Raw genomic sequence first — 24,805 nt, 5'->3', positions numbered from 1 at the left:
TAATCTGTTTTATAAACACTCATTTTTGCCTATAGAAAGCCTCAACAGAGTCTTCGCCGATTTCTAGCACAATAAAATTCACAATTAGTCTGGATTGAACAGAGAACCCAATCCGATGCAAATTTAAAAAGGCCTGCTTACTTACTTTAATAAATCCAAGTACAAAATCAACACAATTGGGAACTATTGGTAAATAATCGCTTAATTACCGTTAGCGGAACTATAAGCGTTTCTTAAAAGTAGACTACCTTGGGGCAAGCCCGGGAGGCATTCGAAGGAAACGAACTTTTAATTTCGAGGCAAGCCTCGGGGTATTATACCCTTTGGCGGTGCCAATAAATCCTTGAGTACCATATAATTACCGCAACCAAATTTTTAACGACAAAATTTCGCTTCATAGAACAATCCTTCCAATCAATTCAATCATAAATTGGCAGAAAAGACAGTATATGGCTACTTATCAAAATTTAGAATCGGGACAAAAGATCAACATTAAACTTCAGGAAGGCTCGGTACGCAAAAAAATAAAAAGATTGAAGAAACGCTTAAAAGGCATTCGCAGGCGATTTCGTGAGAATTATCCAATTTACCCTTGCCAAAAATTCAATGAAAAAAGGTCTTTGGATATTCAACTAATGCGAGTGGGTTCTAGTTTTGCCTCTTTGGAATCTACCGTCTCTGAGCTTCCAACTAATGATGCAAAAGAAATTGAGGAGTTATCTTTACGAATTCAAATATTGGATGAGAAAGAAAATGCATTGTTGGAGGGTAATAATAATTAAGATTACGGATTGCCTATTTACATAGATAAATTAGCTTAAACAAAGTGCTTCGCATTGGTCTCTATTTTGGAGTTCAACTTAATCAAGGAAACCATTTTCGATATCGCTTACTACAAATTATATGGTGGAAAGTGCCACAGCTCTATTAGCTTTATTCCTTGCTTCTTGAATAAGAAATCTTGATATACCTTATATTGCTATGATTGTGTGCAGGTATATCAACTTATACATACGATTTCTCTCAAGGGAGGTTGCTAATGCTTTCGTCGGAAAAATCTACATGATTTCTTTAAAACAAATCTTTTTTAAGATACATTAACCCTATTTTAAAGCACATACGACACATGCACTATAATAAATTACACACTTAATTACTTACTAGAAATGAAATAGTTCAAAAAATCGTGGGATAGAGTTGTAGCTTGGTAGTCACCCTCGTAATCTGTAAAATCCTTTTTAAATCTTTCTTCTAATAAATCAAGTTCATCATTTAGGATTTATCGTCCAAAATCGAACAAATAACGAACTAATCAAAATTTAAAATAACATAAGTGTTTGAAAATATTATGATTATCTGAATTATGATGACGTACAGAACGTATATCACACCATGCAAGAATAATTACCGTTAATAATGGTATGCGGCACATTTTGTAAATAAGTTGAATTATCAACGACTTATTTTAAAATACAAAACCTATGTGCCGTCTTCTTTTATCTATTGTATTCTTTTTTGGTATAGGTATATTTCAACTACACGCACAGGACATGAATCCTGATAGGCTAAAGGATTTGATCATAAAAGCCTCAGATACATTGGTGTCCAATGGGAATTCCCATCAATTTATTTACAAAGCACGACCTCTTATATGTGTGTATGACGAAAAAGCCAATCGCATGCGAATAGTATCCCCGATTATAAAACGAGAGGAAATAGGAGAGGAAGAAATTTTAAATGCCTTGGTCGCCAATTTTCATTTAGCTTTGGATGTAAAATACGCCCTAAGCGATGAAATTATTTGGTCTGTTTTTATTCATCCCTTAAAAGAACTGTCCGACCACCAAATCTTGGATGCGATAGAGCAAGTACATGCGGCAAGCGTAACGTTCGGCTCAACCTATTCAAGCACAACACTGGTTTTTCCGGGCAATACTAAAAAGAAAGAAGAGCCTAAAGCGAAAAAATTGATAGAAAGGAGCTAAAAACTATATTCGGGAATTTTACCGACAGTACCTTTAAAAAATTGGATGTAAATTTTAAAATCAGCTTTTTTATCATCGGTAGGGAAATGGGGAGCTGATATTTTTATTTGTCTGTGCCCGTAGTCAAAAGCAACCATTACCACAGGAACTTTAGCCGCTTTGGCAATATAATAAAATCCTGTTTTCCATTCCTTTACTTTTTTACGCGTACCTTCTGGGGACAATGCCAATCTAAACCTTTCCTTTTCATTAAAAATACTGGCTATGGCTGCTACGGTATCATTGTTTTTACTACGGTCGATAGGGGCACCGCCCATCCATCTAAAATACCATCCAAACGGAAAATTGAACAAACTCTTCTTTGCTATAAAATTGATTTCTTCCTTCCACACCCTACGAACCAAAAGCCCCAAAAAGAAATCTACCCAGCTTGTATGTGGTACCACAATCAGAACGGCCTTGTTGACCTTGGGAAAATCGCCTATCAACTTCCAGCCTAAAATCTTAAAATAAATGAACTTCGCTATTTTTTGCATTAATTATGTATTCAGCTTGCTAGAATTTTCAAGTCTCCATCGTGTAAAAACAGGATATAAGAGCGTGGGAAAAGATAGGATTATATCTTACTGTATATGGACTTTAATTTCTCTGGTGTAGCTACATTGCGCCATTCTTTACCCAATGCGTTTTCCCAAAGCGGTTTCATGCCCAAAGATACATTGATCATTGTATCCAAATCGGTCTCGGAAAGTTCCGTGCAGATACCCATGGGCAATTTAATATCGTGCTTGTGCATCATTTGTTTAAAAGTCTCAACACCTTTTGGATAAAACTCTTCTAAATGTTGAAATACCAAACAATTGCCGATACCGTGCTTAACACCCAATACGTATGAAAGGCCATAACTCATGGCATGCGCAACGCCTACTTGCGAATAGGCAATACTCATACCGCCGTGCCATGAAGCCATCATTAATTTATCCCTAGCTTCGCAAGGCATTAAATCTCCCAAATACACTTCTTTACAAAGTTCCATTGCCTTTTCACCATAACTTTGGCTAAAAGCATTGAGGTATGTACCTGTGAGCGATTCCACACAGTGGATAAAACAATCCATTCCCGTGTAAAACCATTGGTTCTTTGGAACACCTCGTGTCAAGTCAGGGTCCAAAAGCACTTGGTCAAAAGTGGTATAGTCTGAGTTGATGCCCAGTTTTTTATCCGGACCCAACAAAACGGTAGTTCGTGACACTTCTGCACCAGTACCACTTATCGTGGGTATGCCCACATGGTAAAGAGATGGGGTTTGAACCAAATCCCATCCTTGATAGTCAGATGCATGGCCCTTGCTGGTCAACATAATCGATATGGCTTTGGCCAAATCCAACACAGTGCCACCACCAATACCAATGATTCCCGAAGGTAGGTCGTTAAAATCATTTTTGATTTTATGTACCAAAGCGTCAACCTGTACGGTTTTGGGCTCTTCCTCGGCAGAAATAAAAATTACATGATCGTTAAAAATCAAAGGTATCCTATCTATCAGGGGGGTTCCTTCAAAAACATCGTCTACCAAAAAAATCATCGGTGCATCGGAATGCTTGCGTTTTGTCAAAAGAATTTCTCCCAACTGGTCAAAACTGCCTTGACCAAAAACTACTTTGGGTACCATAGGAAAGTTCCTGTACTTCTTCATTGCTTGGGGCATATGTACGGTCTTAATCTTTTTATCAATTTCCATCTACATTAATTCAAATACTTCATTATCTCTGTAATACTATTTAAGGTCAAGTAGTTGCCCGTCTGCTCTTCAACAGGCACTTTTTCATGGGCCCATGTGGTATGAAAAGGTACATGAACCGCATTTGCCCCGAGACCAATTATGGGCAATACGTCCGATTTTAGGGAGTTGCCTATCATCAAAAACTCTTTCACGTTGATTTCCAAATGGTCCAAGAGATTTTTATAATTCTCCTCTTTTTTATCGCTCAGTACCTCAACGTGATGAAAATATTGGGAAAGACCTGATTTTTCCAGCTTTCTTTCTTGATCCAGTAAGTCTCCTTTTGTGAGTACGATCAATCGGTACTTGTCCTGCAATTGTTCCAAAACATGGGTCACGCCTTCCAGTAATTCTACTGGACGTGAAATCATCTCTTTACCTAGATTCAATATTTGGGCCAACGTTGCTTGGGAAACAGTATTATTTGACAAATCCAATGCAGATTCGATCATGGATAGCAAAAAACCCTTAATACCATAGCCATAAATTTCCAAGTTCTGCATCTCCATCTTGAACAACTCTTGGTCTATTTTGTTTTTTGTCTCGTAATTTTCCAACAATTGGGCAAAATGTTCTTCGGCCTCCCTAAAATAGGTCTCGTTTACCCAAAGGGTATCATCGGCATCAAAACCGATTACTTTTATGTTACCATAATCTACTTCCATGCTGCTTTTGCCCTTTCCAAATCTTCCGGAGTGTCTATTTCTATACCACTTACCGAGGTTTCAACCATTTTGATTTTTTTACCGTATTCCAAATAACGGATGGCTTCTATCTTTTCGGTTGCTTCCAGGGACAGCATAGGCAATCTTTGAAAATCCATCAGGGCCCTTTTTCGAAAAGCATAGATACCCTTGTGCTTGTAATACGTTGTAGTATGGGTTTTTGCTCTTGGGTACGGTATGGGCGAACGTGAAAAATAGAGTGCAAAATCACGATTATCTACAATGACCTTGACCGTATTTGGATTATTGATTTCTTCGATATCAGTTATTTTGGTCATGAGTGAAGCCAAATCGATTTCCCTATTAATATCTTCTTTAAAAACTTCCAATACACTTGCCAAACTTTCTTGATCCGTAAAAGGTTCATCGCCCTGAACATTAACGATGATATCAACGTTCATAGTTGAAACGGCCTCTGCAATCCTATCACTGCCACAGTCATGCTCTTTTAGGCTCATTATGGCTTTTCCACCGGCATTACGTATCACGTCACAGATAATTTCACTGTCGGTCACTACGTATACCTCATCAAAAAGCTTAGTACCGACTGTAGCTTCATAGGTCCTGAGAATTACAGGTTTCCCGGATAGGTCCTGCATTAATTTTGCAGGAAATCTGGAAGCTGCATAACGAGCCGGTATCATAGCGATTATTTTCACTTTCTATGGTTTATTTGATTTTAAAATATTTTCGCTCATAAATAGTATTTCATTGTTGTTTAAAGCGTAATTTGATAATGGTTTACCAAAACCAAAAACACCTTTTTTATTTCCCTGAGCTTACCGCGTATTTCTTGGTCTTAATTTTCTATATATCCTGAAAATGATAATCAATATAACAATAACAAACACTGCCGCCAGTATGGGGGCAAAAATAGATGCCGTTGTAACCACCATGGCCGTCCCCGTCTCAACGGTTGAAATTACCGGATTTCCCAGGCCACCGGTGGTCGCCGTAGAGGTAAGCCTACTTGTGGCACCTGCACCCCTTATGGCCGTTGCCGTACCACCTCCCGCGATGATGGCCAAAGACCAGGTCACTACCGGGTCTAAATCGGCTACGGTCGAGACCATTACAGCGGTTCCCGCAATACCAGCCAAAGGTATGGCGATACTGTCCAACAGATTATCTACCCAAGGAATAAAGTAGGCGAATATCTCTACTATCGTAGCCACTCCGAGTACGATCACCGCAGCGAAACTACCTATCCATTCCCAACTATGGTTAAGTTCCCAAACATTAAAGTAACTTGCCAAACTCAAGGCGAACAAGGGCAAAAATATTCGGAAACCTACCGAGGCCGCCAACCCTACACCTAAAAAAATACTGATTATTGTTTCGGAAGTCATCGTATAAATATTCAAATTCAAGCATCAGGGCCTATGTAAAAACATATACTGATACGACAAGTCATGTTAAGGTTTTTAAAGCATAACGAATTTAGCTTATTCCGAATCAACAAAAAAATCGTTCTTGAAGCCAATTAAGTACAATTGGTTTTTTGCTCGGGTCACGGCGGTGTACAACCAGCGCAAATATTCTTTATCAGGCCCGTTCGGGAGATATGGTTGTTCTACAAAAACCGTGTTCCACTGCCCACCTTGGGACTTATGACATGTTATGGCATATGAAAACTTTACCTGCAAAGCATTAAAATACTTATTGTTTTTTACGCCCAAGAATTTTTTATACTTGGATTTTTCGTGAGCATAATCCTTCATGACTTCTTGATAAAGCCTGTTCCCATCCTCATACGGCAAGGAAGGCGATTCGGCCTTAATGGTATCTAAAAGCAACACCGTTTCAAATGGTTTTTGGTCGGGATAGTCTACCATCTTTACTTTTACCTCGGCAAATTTAAAGCTGTAGAGTTCTTTTATGGCGAATATTTCCAAAACTTCAATAATATCGCCGTTGGCAATGAATCCGGCTTCGGAACTGGGTTTGAGCCAAAAATAATTATTCTTGACCACCATCATGAAATCGCCCACGGCCAATTCGTTTTCCAGATATAAAATCCGGTTTCGAATGTTCTCATTGTAAAGGTTTGCCCTTTTATTGGACCTGACAATGATCGCGGTTTCCTCTTTTCCGTTTTTGGAATATGACGAATCTATAGCTTCTTGTATTTCGTGGCCGTCTATGAGCCTAACGATATCCCTGAACGAGTTTACATCAAACTGGAACGCATCAAAAAATTCACTCTGCAGTTGCTCCCTTAAATTGGTAGCGTTGACCAAAATACCCGAATCCTCTGCTTGGCGTACCACTTCATCCATCTCTAAAGTCGTGACTTCCTTATTATAGTTAAGGCTCAGTTTATTTTCGTCCAATGCCGGACTCAATGTCAAATGTACAGGGGGCAATTGTGCCGTATCACCTATCAATATGAGTTTACAGTTATGCCCCGAGTATACGAACATCAGCAAATCATCCAACAAGGAACCATTTTCAAATAATTTTGAGTCCGCAGGTGTGTCCGGAATCATAGAGGCCTCATCAACAATGAAAACCGTATTTTTATGTTTATTGGGTGCCAAAACAAATTGCACCCCGCCCCCACTCTGTTTTTTTGGAAAATAAATCTTTCGGTGAATGGTAAACGCCTGCGTTTTGGAATAGTTGCTCATTACCTTGGCCGCCCTGCCTGTTGGTGCCATTAAAATAGCCTTTGAGGTTGTTTTCCAAAGGTTGCCGACCAGAGTCCCCACTATGGTGGTTTTACCCGTACCTGCAAATCCTTTTAACAAAAAAATAGTATCATCAGCTTTGGTGAGCACAAAGTCCGATAACTTTTGAAGTACCACCTCTTGTTTGGAAGTAGGCTCATGGGGAAATTTCTCTCGAAGTATTTTATAAAATGCGGATGCTGTGAGGGTATTCATAAAATCAAAGATAACCGTTATTTTTAAGGGTAGAAATCCGTTTAAATTCAGTGTGCAAAAATTAGGCAGTTTCCAAAAAAATTGTAGATTTGTCTTAACCACTAAATTTAAAATAACACTATTAAAATGAAGACCGTTATTCAAATTGTACTTTGGATTGTATGCATTGGGTTGGGATATCTAATCTTTCAATCCGTTAACGCACCTATCAAATTCAAGGAAGTAAAACAAAAACGTTTCGCCCAAGTAGTATCTAACCTAAAGGATATCAGAAATTCACAAGAAGCGTATAGAACCGTAAATGGCAGATTTGCCAAGGATTTTAAAAGCTTGGTAGCATTTGTCGACACCGGGAGATATACTATTACACAACAAAGGGATTCTTCATATATGGAGTTTGATGAAACCTATCAAATAGATTTATTGAAAGAAGTAAAAATAATAGATACTTTGGGATTTGTTTCCGTAAAGGATTCTTTGTTTAAAAATGATGACCGCTACAAAACCATGATGAACGTTCCCTTTGCACAAAATGGGGAAAAATTTGAAATGAAAGCGGATGTTATCGACAAGAGTGGCTACAGGGCCCCTGTTTTTGAGGCTAAAGTAAAAAAAGATATCATTCTATATGACCAGCCCGAAGACCTTATGGCACGGGAGAACTCTCAGGTAAGTGTCGAAGAGGTAAATGGAAGCGAAATAACAGTAGGTTCCTTGACCGATGTAAGTACCAATGGTAACTGGCCCCCTATTTATGACAAAAAAGGAGACCAATAATATAAAGGACGAAACCATTTCGGACTATCAAAAACTGTCCATCCAAGTCAGCTTGGATGGACTTTCTTTTTGTGTTTTAGACACCATAGGCAATACTATTTTAGCCTCTGAACGTATTATTTTTGACAACGAACTCAACCCTTACGGTATACAGAAGGAATTAAAAGGCCTTTTTAATCAGCACGATTTAAAAAATACTCCGCTATCGGAAATCGTGGTCATTCACAAGAATACCCTTTTTAGCCTGGTGCCCAAATCACTTTTTGATGAAAATGAATTGGCCAACTACTTAAAGTTCAATACCAAGCTATTGGCGAACGATCATCTGGATTATGACGAAATAGAGAATTACGATGTGGTAAACGTTTACGTGCCATTTGTAAATATCAACAACTATATCTATGAACTTTTTGGTGAGTTTGAGTTCAAGCATCATAGTACCGTTTTGATAGAAACACTATTGAACAACCATAGCAATGGTAATGAACCCGTTTGTTATGTACACGTATCCAAACGGCAGTTTGACGTTACGGTAATCTCCCAAAAAAAACTTGTGTTCCACAACACTTTTGAATACACTACGAGGGAAGATTTTATCTACTACTTGCTTTTTACCTTGGAACAATTGAATCTAGATACGGAAACCGTTCCCCTAAAATTGTTCGGGGCCGTAGAGGAAGGCGATTCCATTTACAACATTTGCTATACCTACGTAAAACATATCACTATTTTTATACCCTCGTTCACAAGCTATCATTTGGGCGATTTAGAAACCGAAACTATTGACTTTACCGTTTTAAATGCCCTATAATGCGTATAGTCTCTGGAACACATAAAGGTAGGCGAATCATCGCACCCGGTAAATTACCGGTACGCCCTACGACCGATATGGCCAAAGAGGCCCTTTTCAATATCCTGAACAACACATACTATTTTGGTGATTGCATAGTGCTGGATCTTTTTACAGGTACAGGTAACATTAGTTATGAGTTTGCCTCTCGTGGTGCTGAACGCATTATCGCTGTTGACGGTCATCAAGGTTGCGTTCGTTTTATTGAAGAAACCTCGGAGAAGTTAGCATTTGGGATTGAAGCTATTAAGAGTGACGTCTTTAGCTATTTGGAAAAAGCGAAGATAAAAGCAGATATTGTTTTTGCAGACCCACCCTATGATATGGCGCTGGAGGATTATGCCAAAATACCGGAACTGGTCTTTAAACGGGAACTGCTGGTGGAAGACGGTATTTTGGTGTTGGAACACTCCAAACATATGGACTTGTCACAACTGCCACACTTTACCGACATGCGTAAATATGGTGGGAGTGCGTTTAGTTTTTTCTCAATATAGTTTTAGTGAATATATTTTTGATAAAACCCTAATACCAATTAATTACATTACTGCAACACCTTAAAAACAGATACTTTTTAATCCACCGTGCATTTTAATGGAATATAGTTCAAATATGTTGGCTCGAGTGATTTTGATGGTCGAAAAATCGTATTGAGAATATTTTCTTGGCAAGGATTTTTATTCATTTCAATCATAAAATTCATTAAAATTGACAGAATTTCATTAGGGTGTGTAATAAGTACTTTTCAAAATATTTATATATGAAAAACCCACGCTTAAGCGTGGGTTTCTCGAAACTAACTTACTCAAATTAACCAAACATATATTTTTGTTCATTTAAATTTATTCGCCTTGCCCAAGTGAAAAGCCCCTTTTACCATCAAATTCATATAAGTTCTCGGTCTTTATGATATCAAAATCCTCATTATGCAACTTGGACAGTAAGGCTACGACTTGTTCAAATTCTACTTGTTCGTACACAGGTTCCGCTCTTTTTATTTGGGCATTTTGTGCTACGAACCTACATCTCCAATGATCGGTACAGTAGGTTTCCTTCATACCGTTGGGAAACACCTTTACCCCACGGTTCGTAATCATTTTCAACTTAAGCTTAAAAGAATCTATAGCACTGAGTGCCTGTCCAATTTCTTGGGGGTTAGAACCTTTCCAATCAATGAAAACATCTACGCCTACCAATTCTTTCTTCTCTACTTTTCTTGAATATTTTGGAATGGTTATCGTACCCGTTCCTTTGGATAAATAACTTGTTGGTAATATTTCTGGCGTACGGCCCAACCTAGAGATTACTTGTTCGGCAAATTCAGAAGTCGACACCTTTCTCTTGCTCACACCCTCTTTATAGATATCGGCTGTGTGGTAACCCTCTTCAATAGTAGCCAACCAAGCATTTTTAATGGTATCGGCAGTAAGCGACTGTCCTACATGGGCCAACATAGAAACCGCTGCGTTTATGAGTCCAGATGGATTCGCCATATTTTCCCCCGCTATATCGGGAGCAGAACCGTGTATGGCTTCAAACATGGCCACATTAGTGCCAATATTGGCAGATCCGGCCATTCCCACAGAACCTGCGATTTCCGCCACAATATCAGAAATTATATCACCATACAAGTTTGAGGTAACCACCACATCATAATTTTGAGGGTTTGCTGCCAGTCGCGCCGCTCCTATATCAATTATTTGAGTTTCGTTTTGGATATCCGGATACTCCAATGCTATTTCCTTGAACACTTGATGAAAAAGGCCATCGGTAAGTTTCATGATATTGTCCTTTACCATACAGGTCACTTTTTTTCTACCATATACCTTGGCATATTCAAAAGCATATCTTACGATTTTTTCGCAACCCGGTCTAGTAATCAGTTTAAGACATTGCACCACATCTTGTGTTTGCTGATGCTCAATACCAGCATATAGGTCTTCCTCGTTCTCACGTATGACAACAACGTCCATATTTGGGAAATTGGTCTCAACATAAGGGTGCAAAGCACTGACCGGACGTACGTTGGCAAAAAGGCCCAATGATTTTCGCATGGTTACGTTCAAACTCTTGTAGCCTTTGCCCTGCGGAGTGGTAATGGGCGCTTTCAAGATAATTTTATTACGGTTAATGATTTCCCAAGTGTCTTGTGTTATCCCGGCACTATTACCGGAAAGGTATACCTGCTCCCCAACTTCTATGTATTCAGGTTCAATATTGGCTCCGGCCGCCTCTAGAATTCTCAAAGTGGCATCCATAATCTCAGGGCCAATACCATCCCCTTTGGCTACAGCGACCTTTACAGCTTTATTGGTTTCATCATTAGTTGACTTTTTACGAATTACGTTTGCTTTCATGAATATGTTGTTTTACATTTTGAATGCAAATCTCAATATAATATTCCATATATTTTTATTTATGTTTTTGATATAACACATAAATAAAATTTATGTATAAATGTGGATCATGCAGATTTTGATGTAGCCATACTAATTTAGAACCCTAACAAAAAAGATTGAATTTGTTAAAAAGACCGGAATTTATCCGGTCTTTTTGTATGTGCAAGCAGACCATAAGCCGGATTCTGTTTGACCTCGAACCAAGTCCGAGGTTGCTTATCATTTATCTAGGCCCTTGGTTGCCCAAAGGCTCTAACCGCCTACCCTTCAGCTTGGGCGTGCAGCCCTCAAACACTGATTTACATGACGTTTCACCGTATAGAGTTTACCTGGTTTCACTACAGCCTAACTGTACATTCTTTCTGTTGCACTGGTCCTCACCTTTCGGTGGACGGGCGTTACCCGCTATACTGCACTATGGTGTCCGGACTTTCCTCTCCCGCAAAACGGCAGCGATAAGTTGGCCTGCTATGGGCAAATGTACTGTAATTGTTGATAACTAAAGATGTTATCTTATCGAAAAAAAACCAATAATTAAAGGCTATTTTTATATTTGTAATACATCAGGATTTACACAATATATTGGAACCTTTTATAGTATCGGCACGTAAGTACAGACCCCAAACCTTTAAAGATGTTGTAGGGCAGTCTGCCATTACCAATACATTGGAAAATGCCATAGAGAACAATCATTTGGCCCAAGCCTTATTGTTTTGTGGCCCCCGTGGTGTGGGTAAGACCAGTTGCGCACGCATACTGGCAAAACAAATAAATTCTGACGGAACCGAAAACCAAGATGAGGATTTTGCCTTTAATATTTTTGAATTGGACGCTGCTTCCAACAACTCGGTAGACGATATTCGGAGTTTGATAGATCAAGTGCGTATTCCACCACAGGTAGGCAAATACAAGGTATACATTATTGACGAGGTACACATGCTGTCCCAATCTGCCTTCAATGCTTTTTTAAAGACCTTGGAAGAACCGCCCAAACACGCTATTTTTATTTTGGCCACTACCGAGAAACATAAAATTATTCCCACTATACTCTCGCGCTGCCAAATATTCGATTTTAAGCGTATAACCGTTACAGACGCTGCCAACTACTTAAAATATATCGCTGAAAACCAAGGTATTGAAGCCGATGATGATGCCCTGCATATTATTGCGCAAAAAGCGGACGGTGCCATGCGTGATGCACTTTCAATTTTTGATAGGGTCGTGAGTTTTTCTGGTAAACAGCTTACAAGAAAAGCGGTGACCGAAAATTTAAACGTATTGGATTACGATACGTATTTTAAAGCGACCGATTTAATTTTACAACACGATATCCCATCTTTATTAATCTTGTTCAACAAGACCTTGGCAAAGGGTTTCGACGGGCATCATTTTATTGCCGGATTGGCCTCGCACTTTAGGGATTTGATGGTGTGCCAACACCAGGAAACCATTCCCCTATTGGAGGTAGGCCAAGAAGCCAAAAAACGCTATGCAGAGCAAGCACGGAAAACGTCGCACAGCTTTTTGTTAAAAGGTTTGGATATTGCCAATGAGGCCGATTTAAAATACAAGACCAGTAGAAACCAAAGGCTGCTGGTCGAATTAGCGGTGATGAAACTGGCATCCATCAATTTTGATGGAGAAAAAAAAAATCCTGAATCCGTAGCATTACAGAATACTACTGTTGATTTTATCGCCCCGGCATCATTTTATAAGAATAGAAAGGCTACTATCGAACCCGTAGTGCCAACTCTGAAAAATACTTCCGATACAACACCAAACAGTAGCGAGAACAAAACCGAAAACATAACTATTGAAACCCAGCCTCATATAAAAACAGAAGAAGTATCGTCAGTAGCTACAAATGAAATTGTATCGGAAACTACCCACACCGATATTTCGGAAACTACCGAAACCCAAATTAAAATACCCGTAAAAAAAATAGATATTAAAAGTCCGGCGAAACGGGTTTCCGGACTGTCCATCTCAAGCCTAAGAGCAAAAAAAGCGCATGAGCTCAATAAAAAGGAGGATTTCGTAGATGAAAGCCAATTACCAAAAACTCCTTTTTCAGAAGCTGAAATGCAAAAACACTGGGCAGATTTTGTTGAAATACTAGACAACAATGGTCGAAAAATACTAGCCTCTAACCTACATTCGGATGTACCTAAACTAAAGAATGAAACCACCATTTGGATAGAATTGCCCAACGGTACTATGAAAAAGGAAATTGAGCGGGAACAGTATGACCTGATGAACTATTTGAAGGAAAAACTGAACAACCATTTTGTATCGCTCCACATTACGGTAAATGAAGAAACAGCAAAGAAATTTGCCTTTACTCCAGAAGAAAAATATGAAAAATTACGGGAGAAAAACCCCGCCATTGATGTATTACGCAAAGAATTTGATTTAGATTTATAGTATGTTAGGCCTTAAATTACCAACAGATCCCAGATGGGTAAATATTGTCGAAAAAAATATTGATGATATTCTTACCGACCATGCCTATTGCGAACAAAAAGCCGCCAGCACGGCTATTTCGCTAATTGTTAGCTTCCCGGAATACACCGAATTGATACAGGAAATGATTGCCCTCTCCCGTGAAGAAATGGGGCATTTTAAAATGGTTCATGACAAGATAATAGCACGAGGAAAAACATTGGGAAGGGACAGAAAGGACGAATATGTTCTTGAACTCATTAAATTTTTCCCAAAAGGAGGGAGCCGCACCGCCCAACTGATACATCGGCTTTTGTATGCTGCACTCATAGAGGCAAGGAGCTGTGAACGTTTTAGATTATTGTCCGAAGAACTGGATGACAAAGAACTCGCCGATTTTTATCATAAATTGATGGTCAGTGAGGCGGGGCATTACACCATGTTCTTAAAATTTGCCCGCAAATATGGCGACCGCAGCGAAGTGGACAAAAAATGGCAGGCCTTGTTGGAATATGAAGCTAAAATAATGAAGAATTTGGGTACAAAGGAAACCATTCATGGATAGCCTTGGACTTTGACCCAAGAACTTTTACTAATACATTCATTAAAAAATCAGGACATATTATCAGAGTAGAGTGTCTTTATGATACCATCTGAAAGCCCGATTTTCGGCACGTATATTTTCTTGGTGCCGCTCCATTTCGCAGAGGATAAAAAAATCTGGGCCGCCGGTATGATTACATCTGCCCGGTCGGGATTCAATCCCAACTCCGATACTCTATCTTCATAACTAAGACTCGTCAAAAAATTATATTGAGCATTCAACCAAATATAGGATAACGGTTCTCCTTCTTTTCTCCCGCTCATTTTATGAAGCTTATTGATATTGCCGCCTGAACCTATAATGGATATTTTTTGCAGGCCTTTGGTGTTCTGTCTGATCCAATCCTCTAGCTTTTCCCAAGTTTCTTCTTTGACCAAACCCTTCAATAATCTTACCGTTCCCAACTTGAACGATTTTGAAATTTTGATGTTGCCTCCTGTGAACAAGGTAAATTCTGTGCTGCCCCCACCAACATCTATGTACAGATAAGATTGATGGTCATTGATCAGTTCTTTAAGATCGGTAGAAGCTATAATCGCGGCTTCTTGCTTACCGTCAATCAAATCAATCTGTATTCCCGCCTCTTCCTTTATTCTTTGTATGACTTCGTTCCCATTATTGGCTTCCCGCATTGCAGAGGTAGCACACGCCCTATACTTTTCTACCCCGGCAACATCCATTAAAAGCTTGAACGCCTTCATGGTATTGATGATGCGCTCAATATTACGTTCGGAAATCTCGCCAACGGTAAAAGAATCCTCTCCCAATCTCACAGGAACCCGTATCAATGCACTTTTGCGAAACTGTGTTTTTTTACCTTTTTCCTCAATGACATTATGTGTAAGCAGCCTTACCGCATTTGATCCGATATCTATTGCCGCAAACTTTCTTACTCTCAATTTTTCAATTTTTCAACATAGTAATCATATAAGGCAAATTGCGAACGCACTTTTTCTTGATCGTTTTTGCGATAGGCATTATCTTGTGCCTCGTTGAACAGGCGTGCTTTTACGTTATCACTCCAACAGATTTCGTATGTATCCATCAATTCCCGTTTTATCCCTTCATCATAAATGGGACAACCTACCTCTACCCTATTTTCCAAATTACGTGTCATGAAATCTGCCGAAGATATGTAAACTTTGGCATCGCCGTCATTACAGAAAATAAATAATCTCGTGTGTTCCAAAAACTTATCTACTACACTAATGGCTTCGATGTTTTCGCTCATTCCCTTTATTCCGGGAATCAAACAACAAATACCTCTTACGATCAATTGAATCTTTACTCCCGCATTACTGGCTTCGTAAAGCTTATCGATCATTTTATAAGAGGTAAAACTGTTCATTTTTATCTTTATATATGCTTCCTTGCCCGCTTTGGCATTTTCGATTTCTTTATCGATCAAGTTTTTAAAAACTGATTTCGTGTAATGGGGCGATACGATCAAGTGCTTGTACTTATTGATTTTATAGGTTGTCTCAAAAAAATCAAACACTTTGTTCAGTTCTTTCAAAATAGCTTCGTGAGCTGTAAAAAGCGTATAATCTGTATATATTTTTGCCGTGGATTCATTAAAATTACCTGTACTTATAAAACCGTACCGCTTCATTTGCCCTTCTTCCTCACGCTCGATCAAACAAATTTTACTGTGTACCTTGAGGCCGGGCACTCCAAAAATAAGTTTTACACCTTCAGCCTGTAATTCTTCGGCGTATCTAATATTTGCATGCTCATCAAAGCGGGCACGCAGCTCTATTTGCAAAGTAACTTGTTTTCCGTTTTTAACCGCATTGGACAAGCATGCTGCAACTTGAGAGTCATTGGCCAAACGATATACCGTAATCTTTATCGTTTTTACCTTGGGATCCAAGGCAGCTTCCCTCAAGAATTTCAGAACATACGAGAACGTATGGTATGGCGTGTACTGCAAATAGTCTTTTTCAGCTATTTTTTCCAACAAACTACCTTCCAGTCCCAAGTCTTTGACAGGTAAAGGGGTAATTTTATCGTATAATAAATCCTGTCTGCCCAAACTGGGAAAACTCATATAATCCCTTTTGTTATGGTATCTTCCCCCGGGGATTACGCTGTCGGTATCCTCAATGTCCATCTTTTCCTTTAGAAAATCCAACGTGTCTTTCTCTATTTTTTTATCATAGACAAAACGAACGGGATCACTGATTTTACGGCCCTCAACACTGGAATAAATTTTTTCAATAAAACTCTTGCTCAAATCATTGTCGATATCCAATTCTGCATCACGGGTAATCTTTATCATATGTGCGGATATAGAGCTATAATCAAACATGGGGAAAATACTATCCATACAAAAACGGATAACATCGTCTAACATGATAACATAATCGTTCTCACCTTTTTTGGGCAGAACGATGAAACGGTCGATACCTTTGGGTATCTCTATGAGTGCATAACGTTTTTCCTTTTTATCGGATGTTTGGCGGGTGCGGTCGTCACTCTTCAAAATCATTTTAATCGCCAAATAGGCAGCCGTATCCTTCAACATGGGGAATTCAGCCAAATCGTTCAAAATAATGGTCATGAGCTGCGGGCTCACCTTTCTGAGGAAGTAACTCTTTACAAATTTCTGTTGGTCCGGGGAAAGTTCATCCTCACGGATAAGAAATATATTTTGGTCCTCCAGCTCTTTTTCTATTTCGAGGATAATATCTATACTTTGCGCTTGTTGATCAATTACGATTTTGGTAATCTCTTCCAGAAGGTCCTTGGCAACCTCGCCCCCCAAAACACTTTTACCTTTTTTACCTGCATCTGCGATACGTTTTACCGTAGCGTAACGCACTTTGAAAAATTCATCTAAATTATTGGAAAAAATACCTGCAAACCGCAACCTTTCAATCAATGGCACATTTTTATCGGCACTTTCCTGTAGAACCCTTTCGTTAAAGCGAAGCCAACTGATTTCCCTGTTTATATATTGATTTTTATTTTTTATCATGCTTTCAGATGTTTTGGAAATATCGTTTGTTTGGTTATACCCTTATCGACAGAACTCCATGCCAACACGTCAAATGTTAGTTGTACCAAACCTGTCGTGGGCACGTTTTCAATATAGGTATTTCCCAAGGAATTGGCAATGTGGGTAAAAGCATGATTGTGGCCAAAAATCATAACAGTATCCAACGTATTATCGATTGATTTTATAAACCGAAATACGTCATCACCCGAAAAATCATACAAATCATTGGTAATTTGGAATTGATTGAACATATAATCGAGTTTCCTCAAAAAAATCATACAGGTATGCAATGCACGATTGGCTGGACTTGAATATACCGCATCGATTTTGACATGTTGTTCTCTTAATTTGGAACTGACCAAATCCCCATCTCGAATACCCCTTTCCAACAAAGGCCGATCTTTGTCCCCTACGTTATATTCCCAAGATGACTTCCCGTGGCGAACGAGTATCAATGTTTTCATTTGAATATTCGTTATGATTATGGAGCCAGTCGCTCAATTTTCCAATTAAAATCTTTTTGCAAGGTATATCGTATCCTATCGTGCAGCCGATTTGGCCTTCCTTGCCAAAACTCAATCGATACCGGCTTTACTATGTACCCGCCCCAAAAATGGGGTCTTTCTATTTCTTTGTTTTTGTATTCCTTTTCCAATCGCTCCAAATCCTCTTCCAAAACATTTCTTGAGGGTATTACAGTACTTTGCTTCGAAACTATTGCGCCGAGTTTACTACCATCGGGCCTAGATTCAAAATACCCGTCCGATAGGTTTTCAGAAATTTTTTCCGCCGCTCCCTTAATGATTACCTGTCTTTCCAAATTGGGCCAAAAAAAAGAGATACAAACATTGGGGTTTTGCGCCATGGCCTTACCCTTTTCACTTTCGTAATTGGTATAAAAAATAAAGCCTTCATAGGTATATTTTTTTAAAAGCACTACCCTGCTTTTGGGATAACCATCCAACCCAATAGTACTAATCGTCATGGCATTGGGCTCGTCTACCCCATCGGAAGCTTCTACTTCGTGAAACCATTTCTGAAAAAGCTCCATCGGATTATCCGATATGGAGTCTTCCATCAAGGCACTTTTTTCATAAGATTTTCTATAACCCCCTAAGTCTTTTTGCATCATATATCATCAAATAAATACCACTATAAAGTTCAGGAAAAGAAAGGAGAATATGAAGTAAGGAGGGTATTTTATAGGTCACATATCTAAGTTGTTCGGCAAAGACCTTTTTAATCAACTAAAACTCGAACGTTTTCCCATCATCTGCCAATTCTACGTTTTCGAAAACAGTTTGCGCTTCCGCTTTGAAAAGCCCTATTGATTTGTAACGTGTTGAGTAGTGTCCTAAAATCAAAGTACCAACAGTTGCATTCTTTGCGATAGTTGCGGCCTCTTTAGCTGTCGCGTGTTTTGTTTTAGGGGCCAATTTGGCTTCTGACTCCAAGAAAGTAGACTCGTGGTACAATACATCTACATTCTTTATCTGCGGAATAATTTCTGGCTCAAAACCGGTATCACTACAATAGGCATAACTTTTGGGTTTGTCCGGGTCAAAAGTAATTTTGTCATTTGAAATAACAGAGCCATCATCCAAAATAACATCATTACCTTTTTTGATGTTCTTAAAAAACACTTTATCTATTTTGTATGCTGCGGCCGCTTTACTGTTCAATTTTCTTTCTCCAAGTTTTTCCCTGAACAAAAATCCGTTTGTATACACCCTGTGATTCAAGGGTATAGTCTCAACACTTACTTTATCGTCTTCAAAGACGATTTGCCGTTCTTTGGAAACCAGCTCATGAAAAATTAGTGGGTAATTGGTCCAAGAATCCCCTAATTTCAAAAACAAGGTAATGGCTTCTTTTATTCCCTTTGGCCCATACACATGCATTTCTTTTTCCCTACCCAATAACCGAAATGTAGAAATCAATCCCGGAAGACCAAAAAAATGATCGCCATGCAAATGAGAGATAAATATGTGATTGATACGCGAAAACTTAATCTTATTTTTGCGCAGTTGTACTTGGGTACCTTCACCACAATCTATCAAAAACATATGATTTTTAATCTCGAGAACTTGTGAAGTTGGGTTGGTAAGGGTACGTGGTGTGGCCGCATAGCAGCCAAGAATATGTAATTTCACAGGTCTAGCTCCCTTTCTATTTCTTCCATCTCAATAATATCCTTGGCTTCCTGTATGCTTGGCGCCACCGATATTTCATCCGGAATGTCATCATATGACAAAACTTCGGTTACTATAACAAAGGATTTTAGCGAACTACGGTGCCTGTTCGATATATCCAAAAACTCCAATATATCATTTGCCGTTAGCTTTTTGAAAGAAAAAAGATTTAAGATAATGTGATCTGACTTGATTTTTGGATATCCATTTTTAAAATTGTCCAAAAAAGTTGCAATATCAGGTTTTTCCTGAAAGACTATGGTGGTATTACCTTCTTTATCAAAAATCATAACAGTTTTATTTAATCTTGGACGCCAATAAATAAATAACGGCCATACGAATGGCCACCCCGTTCTCCACTTGATTCAAAATTATGGATTGATGGGAATCGGCCACATCTGTAGTTATCTCTACACCCCTGTTTATAGGTCCAGGATGCATGATTACAATTTCTTTGTCAAGACTGTTCAACAATGCCTTGTTTACCCCATATTGCTGCGTATACTCCCGCGTTGTTGGGAAATAACTTATATCCAACCTTTCGTTCTGAATGCGTAGCATATTGGCGACATCACACCAATGTAAAGCTTTTCGCAAATTGGTCTCCACTGTAACGCCCAAAGATTCAATATGCTTGGGAAGCAATGTTTTTGGGCCACAAACCTTTACGTTCGCACCTTGCAGTTTTAGAGCGAAGATATTGGAAAGTGCAACCCTAGAATGCAAAATATCCCCAACGATCACTACATTCTTACCAGCTACATTACCTAACTTTTCGCGTATAGAGTAGGAATCCAACAAGGCTTGGGTAGGATGTTCGTGAGCCCCGTCCCCAGCATTCACTATAGCAGCGTTAACATGCTTTGAAAGAAATATACCAGCACCTGGGTTCGGGTGACGCATAACGACCATATCTACCTTCATGGAAAGGATATTGTTTACGGTATCGATCAACGTTTCGCCCTTTTTTACAGAAGATTGCGATGCGGAAAAATTGATAACATCTGCGGACAACCGTTTTTCGGCCAACTCAAAAGACAATTTCGTGCGAGTACTGTTTTCAAAAAAGATGTTGGCAATAGTGATGTCCCGTAATGAGGGTACTTTTTTTATGGAACGGTTGATAACTTCTTTAAAATGGTCGGCAGTTTCAAAAATGAGTTGGATATCTTTTTCGTTAAGATACTTAATTCCCAGTAAGTGCTTTACACTCAGTTCGCTCATTCTTATTTATTTATTGATCAGATATATAATGTCCTTACCATCATTCTCCTTCCACATTACCTTTACTTTCTCGTCATTTATGGCATCAACCTGTCTTCCCCTGTAATTGGGCTGTATGGGCAGGTGCCTACTGAATCTCCTATCAATAAGGGTCAATAATTCTACTTCCAATGGTCTGCCAAAAGATTGTATCGCCGTTAGGGCAGCATTAATACTTCTGCCGGTGTAGAGTACATCATCAATGAGGACCACCTTTTTGTCCTCGACCAAAAAATTGATCTGTGTTTTGGTAGCTTCCAAAGTCTTGTCACCTCTTCTAAAATCATCCCTAAAAAAAGTGATATCCAAAAAACCAAGCTTTATTTCTTTAACACCATATTCCTCTTTCAATATTTTGGTCAATCTTTCAGCAAGAAAAATACCCCTGGGTTGAATGCCGATAAGAACCGTGTCTTTGAAATCTAAATGATTTTCTAAAAGCTGACAGGCCAAACGGTGAAGTATGATGTGTATCTCTTTGGAGGATAGCAGTACTTTTTGACTCATAGGTTGGATGTACAAAGCCTTTAATAAACAAAAATAGGCATAAAAATGCAATAAATAAATGAAAATGGCACAACAAAAAAAGCCCCGATAACACTATCGAGGCTTTAAAATATGTAAACGGAAAGTTTATTTCTTCCCTTCCATTTTATCTTTCAACGCTTGTAGTGCTTCGTTAGCGTCACCTAAAGTAGGCTTGGCTTCTTCAGCACTGGCAGCTTGCCTTTTGGCAGCGGCTTTTACATTGCGTTGCTCTTCTTCCCTAAAGATTGCGGTATGACTGGCAACAACTCTTTTGAATTCTTTGTTGAACTCAATGATCTTGAATTCCGCTTCTTCACCTTTACCGATTTTTTTACCATCTTCTTTTTCTAAATGGCGTTGTGGTACAAAAGCGGTAATGTCATCATTAAAATCAATCGTAGCGCCTTTATCTACGATATCGGTAATCGCTGCTTTGTGAACGGTACCTTCCGCAAATTCGGTTTCATACTTATCCCAAGGATTCTCAGTAGTCTGTTTATGGCCCAAACTTAGCTTACGGCCATCAACATCAAGTTCCAATACTTCAACCTCCAGAGTTTCGCCAACGGCGGTAAACTCGGATGGGTGCTTTATTTTCTTGGTCCATGATAAGTCAGATATATAAATCAAACCATCTATACCTTCTTCCAACTCTACAAAAACGCCAAAGTTCGTAAAGTTTCTCACAATGCCCTTATGTCTGGAACCTACAGGGTATTTAGTGGTGATATCCGTCCATGGGTCTGGCGTCAACTGCTTGATACCGAGAGACATTTTACGGTCTTCACGATCTAAAGTCAATATCACGGCTTCTAATTCGTCACCAACTTTTACGAAATCCTGAGCGGAACGTAAATGTGTTGACCACGACATTTCCGAAACGTGGATCAATCCTTCAACACCTTCGGCAACTTCAATAAATGCACCGTAGTCGGCAATAACCACTACCTTACCTTTTACCTTGTCACCAATTTTGAGCTCATCGCTCAAAGCATCCCATGGATGTTTCTCCAATTGCTTAAGACCTAACTGGATTCTCGATTTATTATCATCAAAATCAAGGATAACCACATTTAGTTTCTGATCCAATTCCACGACCTCGTTCGGGTGATTGATACGGCTCCAAGAAAGGTCGGTAATATGTACCAAACCATCTACACCGCCCAAATCTATAAAGACACCGTAAGATGTAATGTTTTTTACCACACCTTCCAAAACCTGACCTTTTTCCAACTGGCCAATGATTTCTTTCTTTTGCTCCTCGATATCGGCCTCGATAAGTGCCTTATGGGAAACAACAACGTTTTTGAACTCATGGTTGATCTTGACCACCTTGAATTCCATTGTTTTATTTACGTACTGATCGTAATCACGAATTGGTTTTACGTCTATTTGCGAACCTGGCAAGAAAGCCTCAATACCAAATACATCTACGATCATACCACCTTTGGTTCTGCATTTTACAAAACCAGTAACGATTTCTTCTTTATCATGGGCGGCATTGACCCTGTCCCAGGCCATAATGGTTCTTGCCTTTCTATGCGACAGTACCAATTGACCACTTTTATCCTCACGGATATCTATCAAAACCTCAACTTTATCGCCAACCTTTAAATCGGGGTTATAACGAAATTCATTAAGGGAAATAACACCTTCTGATTTTGCATTGATGTCAATGATAGCCTCTCTGTCCGTCATATGAACGACAGTACCGGTCACCACTTCCTCATCGGCGGTATCAACGAAATTTTCGGCTACCAACTTTTCAAACTCCTCCAATTTGGAATCGTCTACACGCTCAATACCTTCTTCGTATTTTTCCCAATTGAAGTTTTCCAAAAATTCTTTTGGGTCTTGTTTAGGAGTCTCAACTATAGTTTCTGTGGCTTGCGTAGTTTCTTCTACTTCAGCCGTTGTTTTTTCTTCAGCCATTTGCTGATAAATAATTTGTATTCCATAGTGTTACAAGAGCCAACAATACCTATGGAAGCATGTTTTTGTTTTTTGTATCCCTTTTTCTCTTGATTATTTGCTAAAAAGGTGTGCAAAAATACAACTAAATTCCTGTTTTACAAACCCTAAAACCTAATTAGATAACGATCTCTTCCAATAATTTCACTGTTATTCGCAAGAGTCCTCTGTTTATTTACTATATTGAGCATATAATTATTAACCATTAAATTAATCTTATGAGCGTTAAAGCAAAATATCAAGGAGTCTTGGACCTTGGGCAACAATTAGGTATCAAGGATGGAAACGTTACTGAAGAAGGTGGCGTTCTCAAAATAAAAGGGCAAGCCAATACACCTTATGAAAAGGACTTGCTTTGGGACAAAATAAAGCAGTTGGGCGGCGAGAATGCTTCAGATGTAAAGGCAAATATTACCGTTGCCGATGATTCGGTTTATCACAGGCACACGGTTACCAGCGGGGAATCTTTAAGTAAAATTGCTAAGCACTATTATGGTGATGCCATGAAGTACAAGCAAATTTTCGAAGCGAATACCAATATATTAAAAAATCCGGATGTGATTCATCCCGATCAGGTTTTGGTTATTCCGAACCCATAGCCAGTAACCAATACACAGAATTAAAATACCGTTGAATATGATGTTCAACGGTATTTTTTATTGCTTTTTTCAATAATCCGAAGTGCATAATTGTGAATTCTTTCAAGCTGTTCCTTTAAGCCCATATCGCTATTATCAAATTCAATAGCATCTTTGGCCTTGCGTAACGGAGAAACTTCACGATGGGAATCGATATAATCACGCTCCTGTACATTTTTAAGCACATCGGCGTACAGCACTTTCTCTCCTTTGTCCAACAGCTCTTTATATCGTCTCGCAGCCCGTGTTTCTGGCGAAGCGGTCATAAAAATTTTAAGCTCGGCATCAGGAAAAACAACGGTCCCGATATCCCTGCCATCCATCACGATTCCTTTTTCTTTCCCCATTGCCTGCTGTAAATCGACCAGTTTTTTTCTTACGGCTTTTATTGCGGCAACTTTGCTTACCTGTCTAGAAACCTCCAATGACCTAATCTCTTTTTCAACATTTTTACCGTTGAGGTACATTTCTGCGTAGCCCAAATCATCATTGTACACAAATTTCAACTCAATTTCAGGAAGAAGTCCAATAAGATTTTGTGTATCGGCAAGAACATCGTTTTGCATAGCGAAAAGTGTTACGGCACGATACATAGCGCCCGTATCCACGTAAATATAACCCAAAGCCTTTGCCAGTTGTTTGGAAATCGTACTTTTTCCCGTTGAGGAGTATCCGTCTATGGCTATGGTTATATTATTCATGACATAAAGATAATGAAACTTGAACAGCGTAAAGCACTTACCAAGCTTTTCGGCTAACTTC

Annotated in this window: 25 protein-coding genes and 1 other RNA gene; 8 read left to right on the top strand and 18 right to left on the bottom strand. The window is 39.0% G+C overall.

Going from position 1 to position 24,805, the window contains the following annotated elements:
* Positions 1 to 449: 449 nt before the first annotated feature.
* Both HYG79_RS14370 and HYG79_RS14365 read left to right on the top strand, forming a co-directional pair.
* Positions 450 to 782: a hypothetical protein gene (locus tag HYG79_RS14370; RefSeq protein WP_179242759.1), complete on the top strand. Its 333-nt coding sequence runs from the start codon at positions 450 to 452 to the stop codon at positions 780 to 782.
* Positions 783 to 1,481: 699 nt separating this feature from the next.
* Positions 1,482 to 1,985, top strand: coding sequence for a hypothetical protein (locus HYG79_RS14365; protein ID WP_179242758.1), 504 nt, complete (start codon positions 1,482 to 1,484; stop codon positions 1,983 to 1,985).
* On the opposite strand, the gene HYG79_RS14360 is transcribed toward HYG79_RS14365, so the two are convergent.
* From HYG79_RS14360 to HYG79_RS14335, 6 genes are all read right to left on the bottom strand, one after another.
* Positions 1,982 to 2,521: a 1-acyl-sn-glycerol-3-phosphate acyltransferase gene (locus HYG79_RS14360; protein WP_179242757.1), complete on the bottom strand. Its 540-nt coding sequence runs from the start codon at positions 2,519 to 2,521 to the stop codon at positions 1,982 to 1,984. The two genes, HYG79_RS14365 and HYG79_RS14360, sit on opposite strands and share 4 nt — an antisense overlap.
* 80 nt (positions 2,522 to 2,601) lie before the next feature.
* Positions 2,602 to 3,726 (bottom strand): iron-containing alcohol dehydrogenase family protein, encoded by a 1,125-nt coding sequence (locus HYG79_RS14355; protein ID WP_228027879.1) that lies wholly within the window; start codon positions 3,724 to 3,726, stop codon positions 2,602 to 2,604.
* A gap of 5 nt (positions 3,727 to 3,731) precedes the next feature.
* On the bottom strand, positions 3,732 to 4,433 hold the full coding sequence (locus HYG79_RS14350; RefSeq protein ID WP_179242756.1) for an HAD family hydrolase: 702 nt from the start codon (positions 4,431 to 4,433) through the stop codon (positions 3,732 to 3,734).
* Positions 4,424 to 5,137 (bottom strand): 3-deoxy-manno-octulosonate cytidylyltransferase, encoded by a 714-nt coding sequence (gene kdsB, locus HYG79_RS14345; protein ID WP_179243573.1) that lies wholly within the window; start codon positions 5,135 to 5,137, stop codon positions 4,424 to 4,426. The genes HYG79_RS14350 and kdsB overlap by 10 nt, the downstream gene beginning before the upstream one ends.
* A 135-nt stretch (positions 5,138 to 5,272) precedes the next feature.
* The gene (locus tag HYG79_RS14340) at positions 5,273 to 5,842 is read right to left on the bottom strand and encodes a DUF4126 domain-containing protein (protein ID WP_179242755.1); all 570 of its coding nucleotides are present in this window, start codon (positions 5,840 to 5,842) and stop codon (positions 5,273 to 5,275) included.
* A 96-nt stretch (positions 5,843 to 5,938) separates the two neighbouring features.
* A complete protein-coding gene (locus HYG79_RS14335; protein WP_179242754.1) occupies positions 5,939 to 7,378 on the bottom strand; it encodes an ATP-dependent DNA helicase in 1,440 nt (479 codons plus the stop codon).
* A gap of 126 nt (positions 7,379 to 7,504) precedes the next feature.
* On the opposite strand from HYG79_RS14335, the gene HYG79_RS14330 reads away from it, so the two are divergent.
* From HYG79_RS14330 to HYG79_RS14320, 3 genes are read left to right on the top strand one after another with little or no spacing between them, the layout of a single operon-like run.
* Positions 7,505 to 8,155, top strand: a complete 651-nt coding sequence (locus tag HYG79_RS14330; RefSeq protein ID WP_179242753.1) for a hypothetical protein — start codon at positions 7,505 to 7,507, stop codon at positions 8,153 to 8,155.
* Positions 8,133 to 8,966 carry a DUF3822 family protein gene (locus HYG79_RS14325; RefSeq protein ID WP_179242752.1) on the top strand — a complete coding sequence of 278 codons (834 nt, stop codon included), beginning with the start codon at positions 8,133 to 8,135 and terminating at the stop codon, positions 8,964 to 8,966. Before HYG79_RS14330 ends, HYG79_RS14325 begins: the two co-directional genes overlap by 23 nt.
* On the top strand, positions 8,966 to 9,502 hold the full coding sequence (locus HYG79_RS14320) for an RsmD family RNA methyltransferase (RefSeq protein ID WP_179242751.1): 537 nt from the start codon (positions 8,966 to 8,968) through the stop codon (positions 9,500 to 9,502). Before HYG79_RS14325 ends, HYG79_RS14320 begins: the two co-directional genes overlap by 1 nt.
* 345 nt (positions 9,503 to 9,847) lie before the next feature.
* Here the strand turns inward: HYG79_RS14320 and HYG79_RS14315 are convergent, their stop codons facing one another.
* Positions 9,848 to 11,362 carry an NADP-dependent isocitrate dehydrogenase gene (locus HYG79_RS14315; protein WP_179242750.1) on the bottom strand — a complete coding sequence of 505 codons (1,515 nt, stop codon included), beginning with the start codon at positions 11,360 to 11,362 and terminating at the stop codon, positions 9,848 to 9,850.
* A 201-nt stretch (positions 11,363 to 11,563) separates the two neighbouring features.
* Positions 11,564 to 11,876: RNase P RNA component class A (gene rnpB, locus HYG79_RS14310), an RNA gene on the bottom strand.
* A 110-nt stretch (positions 11,877 to 11,986) separates the two neighbouring features.
* On the opposite strand from rnpB, the gene HYG79_RS14305 reads away from it, so the two are divergent.
* Both HYG79_RS14305 and miaE read left to right on the top strand, forming a co-directional pair.
* Positions 11,987 to 13,828, top strand: a complete 1,842-nt coding sequence (locus HYG79_RS14305; protein ID WP_179242749.1) for a DNA polymerase III subunit gamma/tau — start codon at positions 11,987 to 11,989, stop codon at positions 13,826 to 13,828.
* 1 nt (position 13,829) lies between these two features.
* A complete protein-coding gene (gene miaE, locus HYG79_RS14300) occupies positions 13,830 to 14,411 on the top strand; it encodes a tRNA-(ms[2]io[6]A)-hydroxylase (RefSeq protein ID WP_179242748.1) in 582 nt (193 codons plus the stop codon).
* 47 nt (positions 14,412 to 14,458) lie between these two features.
* On the opposite strand, the gene HYG79_RS14295 is transcribed toward miaE, so the two are convergent.
* From HYG79_RS14295 to rpsA, 9 genes are all read right to left on the bottom strand, one after another.
* The gene (locus tag HYG79_RS14295; protein WP_179242747.1) at positions 14,459 to 15,349 is read right to left on the bottom strand and encodes a Ppx/GppA phosphatase family protein; all 891 of its coding nucleotides are present in this window, start codon (positions 15,347 to 15,349) and stop codon (positions 14,459 to 14,461) included.
* Positions 15,346 to 17,430 (bottom strand): polyphosphate kinase 1, encoded by a 2,085-nt coding sequence (ppk1, locus tag HYG79_RS14290; protein ID WP_179242746.1) that lies wholly within the window; start codon positions 17,428 to 17,430, stop codon positions 15,346 to 15,348. The genes HYG79_RS14295 and ppk1 overlap by 4 nt, the downstream gene beginning before the upstream one ends.
* Positions 17,427 to 17,915: a SixA phosphatase family protein gene (locus tag HYG79_RS14285; protein WP_179242745.1), complete on the bottom strand. Its 489-nt coding sequence runs from the start codon at positions 17,913 to 17,915 to the stop codon at positions 17,427 to 17,429. The genes ppk1 and HYG79_RS14285 overlap by 4 nt, the downstream gene beginning before the upstream one ends.
* A 17-nt stretch (positions 17,916 to 17,932) precedes the next feature.
* On the bottom strand, positions 17,933 to 18,580 hold the full coding sequence (gene pdxH / locus HYG79_RS14280; RefSeq protein WP_179243572.1) for a pyridoxamine 5'-phosphate oxidase: 648 nt from the start codon (positions 18,578 to 18,580) through the stop codon (positions 17,933 to 17,935).
* Positions 18,581 to 18,698: 118 nt separating this feature from the next.
* Positions 18,699 to 19,604, bottom strand: a complete 906-nt coding sequence (locus tag HYG79_RS14275) for a ribonuclease Z (RefSeq protein WP_179242744.1) — start codon at positions 19,602 to 19,604, stop codon at positions 18,699 to 18,701.
* Positions 19,601 to 19,933: a ribonuclease Z gene (locus HYG79_RS14270; RefSeq protein ID WP_179242743.1), complete on the bottom strand. Its 333-nt coding sequence runs from the start codon at positions 19,931 to 19,933 to the stop codon at positions 19,601 to 19,603. Before HYG79_RS14270 ends, HYG79_RS14275 begins: the two co-directional genes overlap by 4 nt.
* Positions 19,934 to 19,940: 7 nt before the next feature.
* Positions 19,941 to 20,867: an aspartate carbamoyltransferase catalytic subunit gene (locus HYG79_RS14265; protein WP_179242742.1), complete on the bottom strand. Its 927-nt coding sequence runs from the start codon at positions 20,865 to 20,867 to the stop codon at positions 19,941 to 19,943.
* 6 nt (positions 20,868 to 20,873) lie between these two features.
* On the bottom strand, positions 20,874 to 21,413 hold the full coding sequence (pyrR, locus tag HYG79_RS14260; protein WP_179242741.1) for a bifunctional pyr operon transcriptional regulator/uracil phosphoribosyltransferase PyrR: 540 nt from the start codon (positions 21,411 to 21,413) through the stop codon (positions 20,874 to 20,876).
* 126 nt (positions 21,414 to 21,539) lie between these two features.
* Positions 21,540 to 23,366, bottom strand: coding sequence for a 30S ribosomal protein S1 (gene rpsA, locus HYG79_RS14255; protein ID WP_179242740.1), 1,827 nt, complete (start codon positions 23,364 to 23,366; stop codon positions 21,540 to 21,542).
* Between the two features lie 257 nt (positions 23,367 to 23,623).
* Here rpsA and HYG79_RS14250 point away from each other — a divergent pair, with 257 nt between their 5' ends.
* Positions 23,624 to 24,004 (top strand): LysM peptidoglycan-binding domain-containing protein, encoded by a 381-nt coding sequence (locus tag HYG79_RS14250; RefSeq protein WP_179242739.1) that lies wholly within the window; start codon positions 23,624 to 23,626, stop codon positions 24,002 to 24,004.
* A 44-nt stretch (positions 24,005 to 24,048) separates the two neighbouring features.
* Here HYG79_RS14250 and cmk read toward each other — a convergent pair whose 3' ends face one another.
* Complete coding sequence (cmk, locus tag HYG79_RS14245) at positions 24,049 to 24,744, bottom strand: (d)CMP kinase (RefSeq protein ID WP_179242738.1); 696 nt, start codon at positions 24,742 to 24,744, stop codon at positions 24,049 to 24,051.
* Between the last annotated feature and the right edge of the window lie 61 nt (positions 24,745 to 24,805).

Origin of the sequence: Costertonia aggregata, assembly GCF_013402795.1 — a bacterium.
Classification (GTDB): domain Bacteria; phylum Bacteroidota; class Bacteroidia; order Flavobacteriales; family Flavobacteriaceae; genus Costertonia; species Costertonia aggregata.
Note: the sequence above shows the minus strand (reverse complement) of the source record. Positions and strands in the feature narration are given on the sequence as shown.

Excerpts from the sequence above, each read along its gene's own strand:
- HYG79_RS14370 (WP_179242759.1), top strand. The coding sequence starts at position 450 with ATGGCTACTTATCAAAATTTAGAATCGGGACAAAAGATCAACATTAAA.
- HYG79_RS14365 (WP_179242758.1), top strand. The coding sequence starts at position 1,482 with ATGTGCCGTCTTCTTTTATCTATTGTATTCTTTTTTGGTATAGGTATA.
- HYG79_RS14360 (WP_179242757.1), bottom strand. The coding sequence starts at position 2,521 with ATGCAAAAAATAGCGAAGTTCATTTATTTTAAGATTTTAGGCTGGAAG.
- HYG79_RS14355 (WP_228027879.1), bottom strand. The coding sequence starts at position 3,726 with ATGGAAATTGATAAAAAGATTAAGACCGTACATATGCCCCAAGCAATG.
- HYG79_RS14350 (WP_179242756.1), bottom strand. The coding sequence starts at position 4,433 with ATGGAAGTAGATTATGGTAACATAAAAGTAATCGGTTTTGATGCCGAT.
- kdsB (WP_179243573.1), bottom strand. The coding sequence starts at position 5,137 with ATGATACCGGCTCGTTATGCAGCTTCCAGATTTCCTGCAAAATTAATG.
- HYG79_RS14340 (WP_179242755.1), bottom strand. The coding sequence starts at position 5,842 with ATGACTTCCGAAACAATAATCAGTATTTTTTTAGGTGTAGGGTTGGCG.
- HYG79_RS14335 (WP_179242754.1), bottom strand. The coding sequence starts at position 7,378 with ATGAATACCCTCACAGCATCCGCATTTTATAAAATACTTCGAGAGAAA.
- HYG79_RS14330 (WP_179242753.1), top strand. The coding sequence starts at position 7,505 with ATGAAGACCGTTATTCAAATTGTACTTTGGATTGTATGCATTGGGTTG.
- HYG79_RS14325 (WP_179242752.1), top strand. The coding sequence starts at position 8,133 with ATGACAAAAAAGGAGACCAATAATATAAAGGACGAAACCATTTCGGAC.
- HYG79_RS14320 (WP_179242751.1), top strand. The coding sequence starts at position 8,966 with ATGCGTATAGTCTCTGGAACACATAAAGGTAGGCGAATCATCGCACCC.
- HYG79_RS14315 (WP_179242750.1), bottom strand. The coding sequence starts at position 11,362 with ATGAAAGCAAACGTAATTCGTAAAAAGTCAACTAATGATGAAACCAAT.
- miaE (WP_179242748.1), top strand. The coding sequence starts at position 13,830 with ATGTTAGGCCTTAAATTACCAACAGATCCCAGATGGGTAAATATTGTC.
- ppk1 (WP_179242746.1), bottom strand. The coding sequence starts at position 17,430 with ATGATAAAAAATAAAAATCAATATATAAACAGGGAAATCAGTTGGCTT.
- HYG79_RS14285 (WP_179242745.1), bottom strand. The coding sequence starts at position 17,915 with ATGAAAACATTGATACTCGTTCGCCACGGGAAGTCATCTTGGGAATAT.
- pdxH (WP_179243572.1), bottom strand. The coding sequence starts at position 18,580 with ATGCAAAAAGACTTAGGGGGTTATAGAAAATCTTATGAAAAAAGTGCC.
- HYG79_RS14270 (WP_179242743.1), bottom strand. The coding sequence starts at position 19,933 with ATGATTTTTGATAAAGAAGGTAATACCACCATAGTCTTTCAGGAAAAA.
- HYG79_RS14265 (WP_179242742.1), bottom strand. The coding sequence starts at position 20,867 with ATGAGCGAACTGAGTGTAAAGCACTTACTGGGAATTAAGTATCTTAAC.
- pyrR (WP_179242741.1), bottom strand. The coding sequence starts at position 21,413 with ATGAGTCAAAAAGTACTGCTATCCTCCAAAGAGATACACATCATACTT.
- rpsA (WP_179242740.1), bottom strand. The coding sequence starts at position 23,366 with ATGGCTGAAGAAAAAACAACGGCTGAAGTAGAAGAAACTACGCAAGCC.
- HYG79_RS14250 (WP_179242739.1), top strand. The coding sequence starts at position 23,624 with ATGAGCGTTAAAGCAAAATATCAAGGAGTCTTGGACCTTGGGCAACAA.
- cmk (WP_179242738.1), bottom strand. The coding sequence starts at position 24,744 with ATGAATAATATAACCATAGCCATAGACGGATACTCCTCAACGGGAAAA.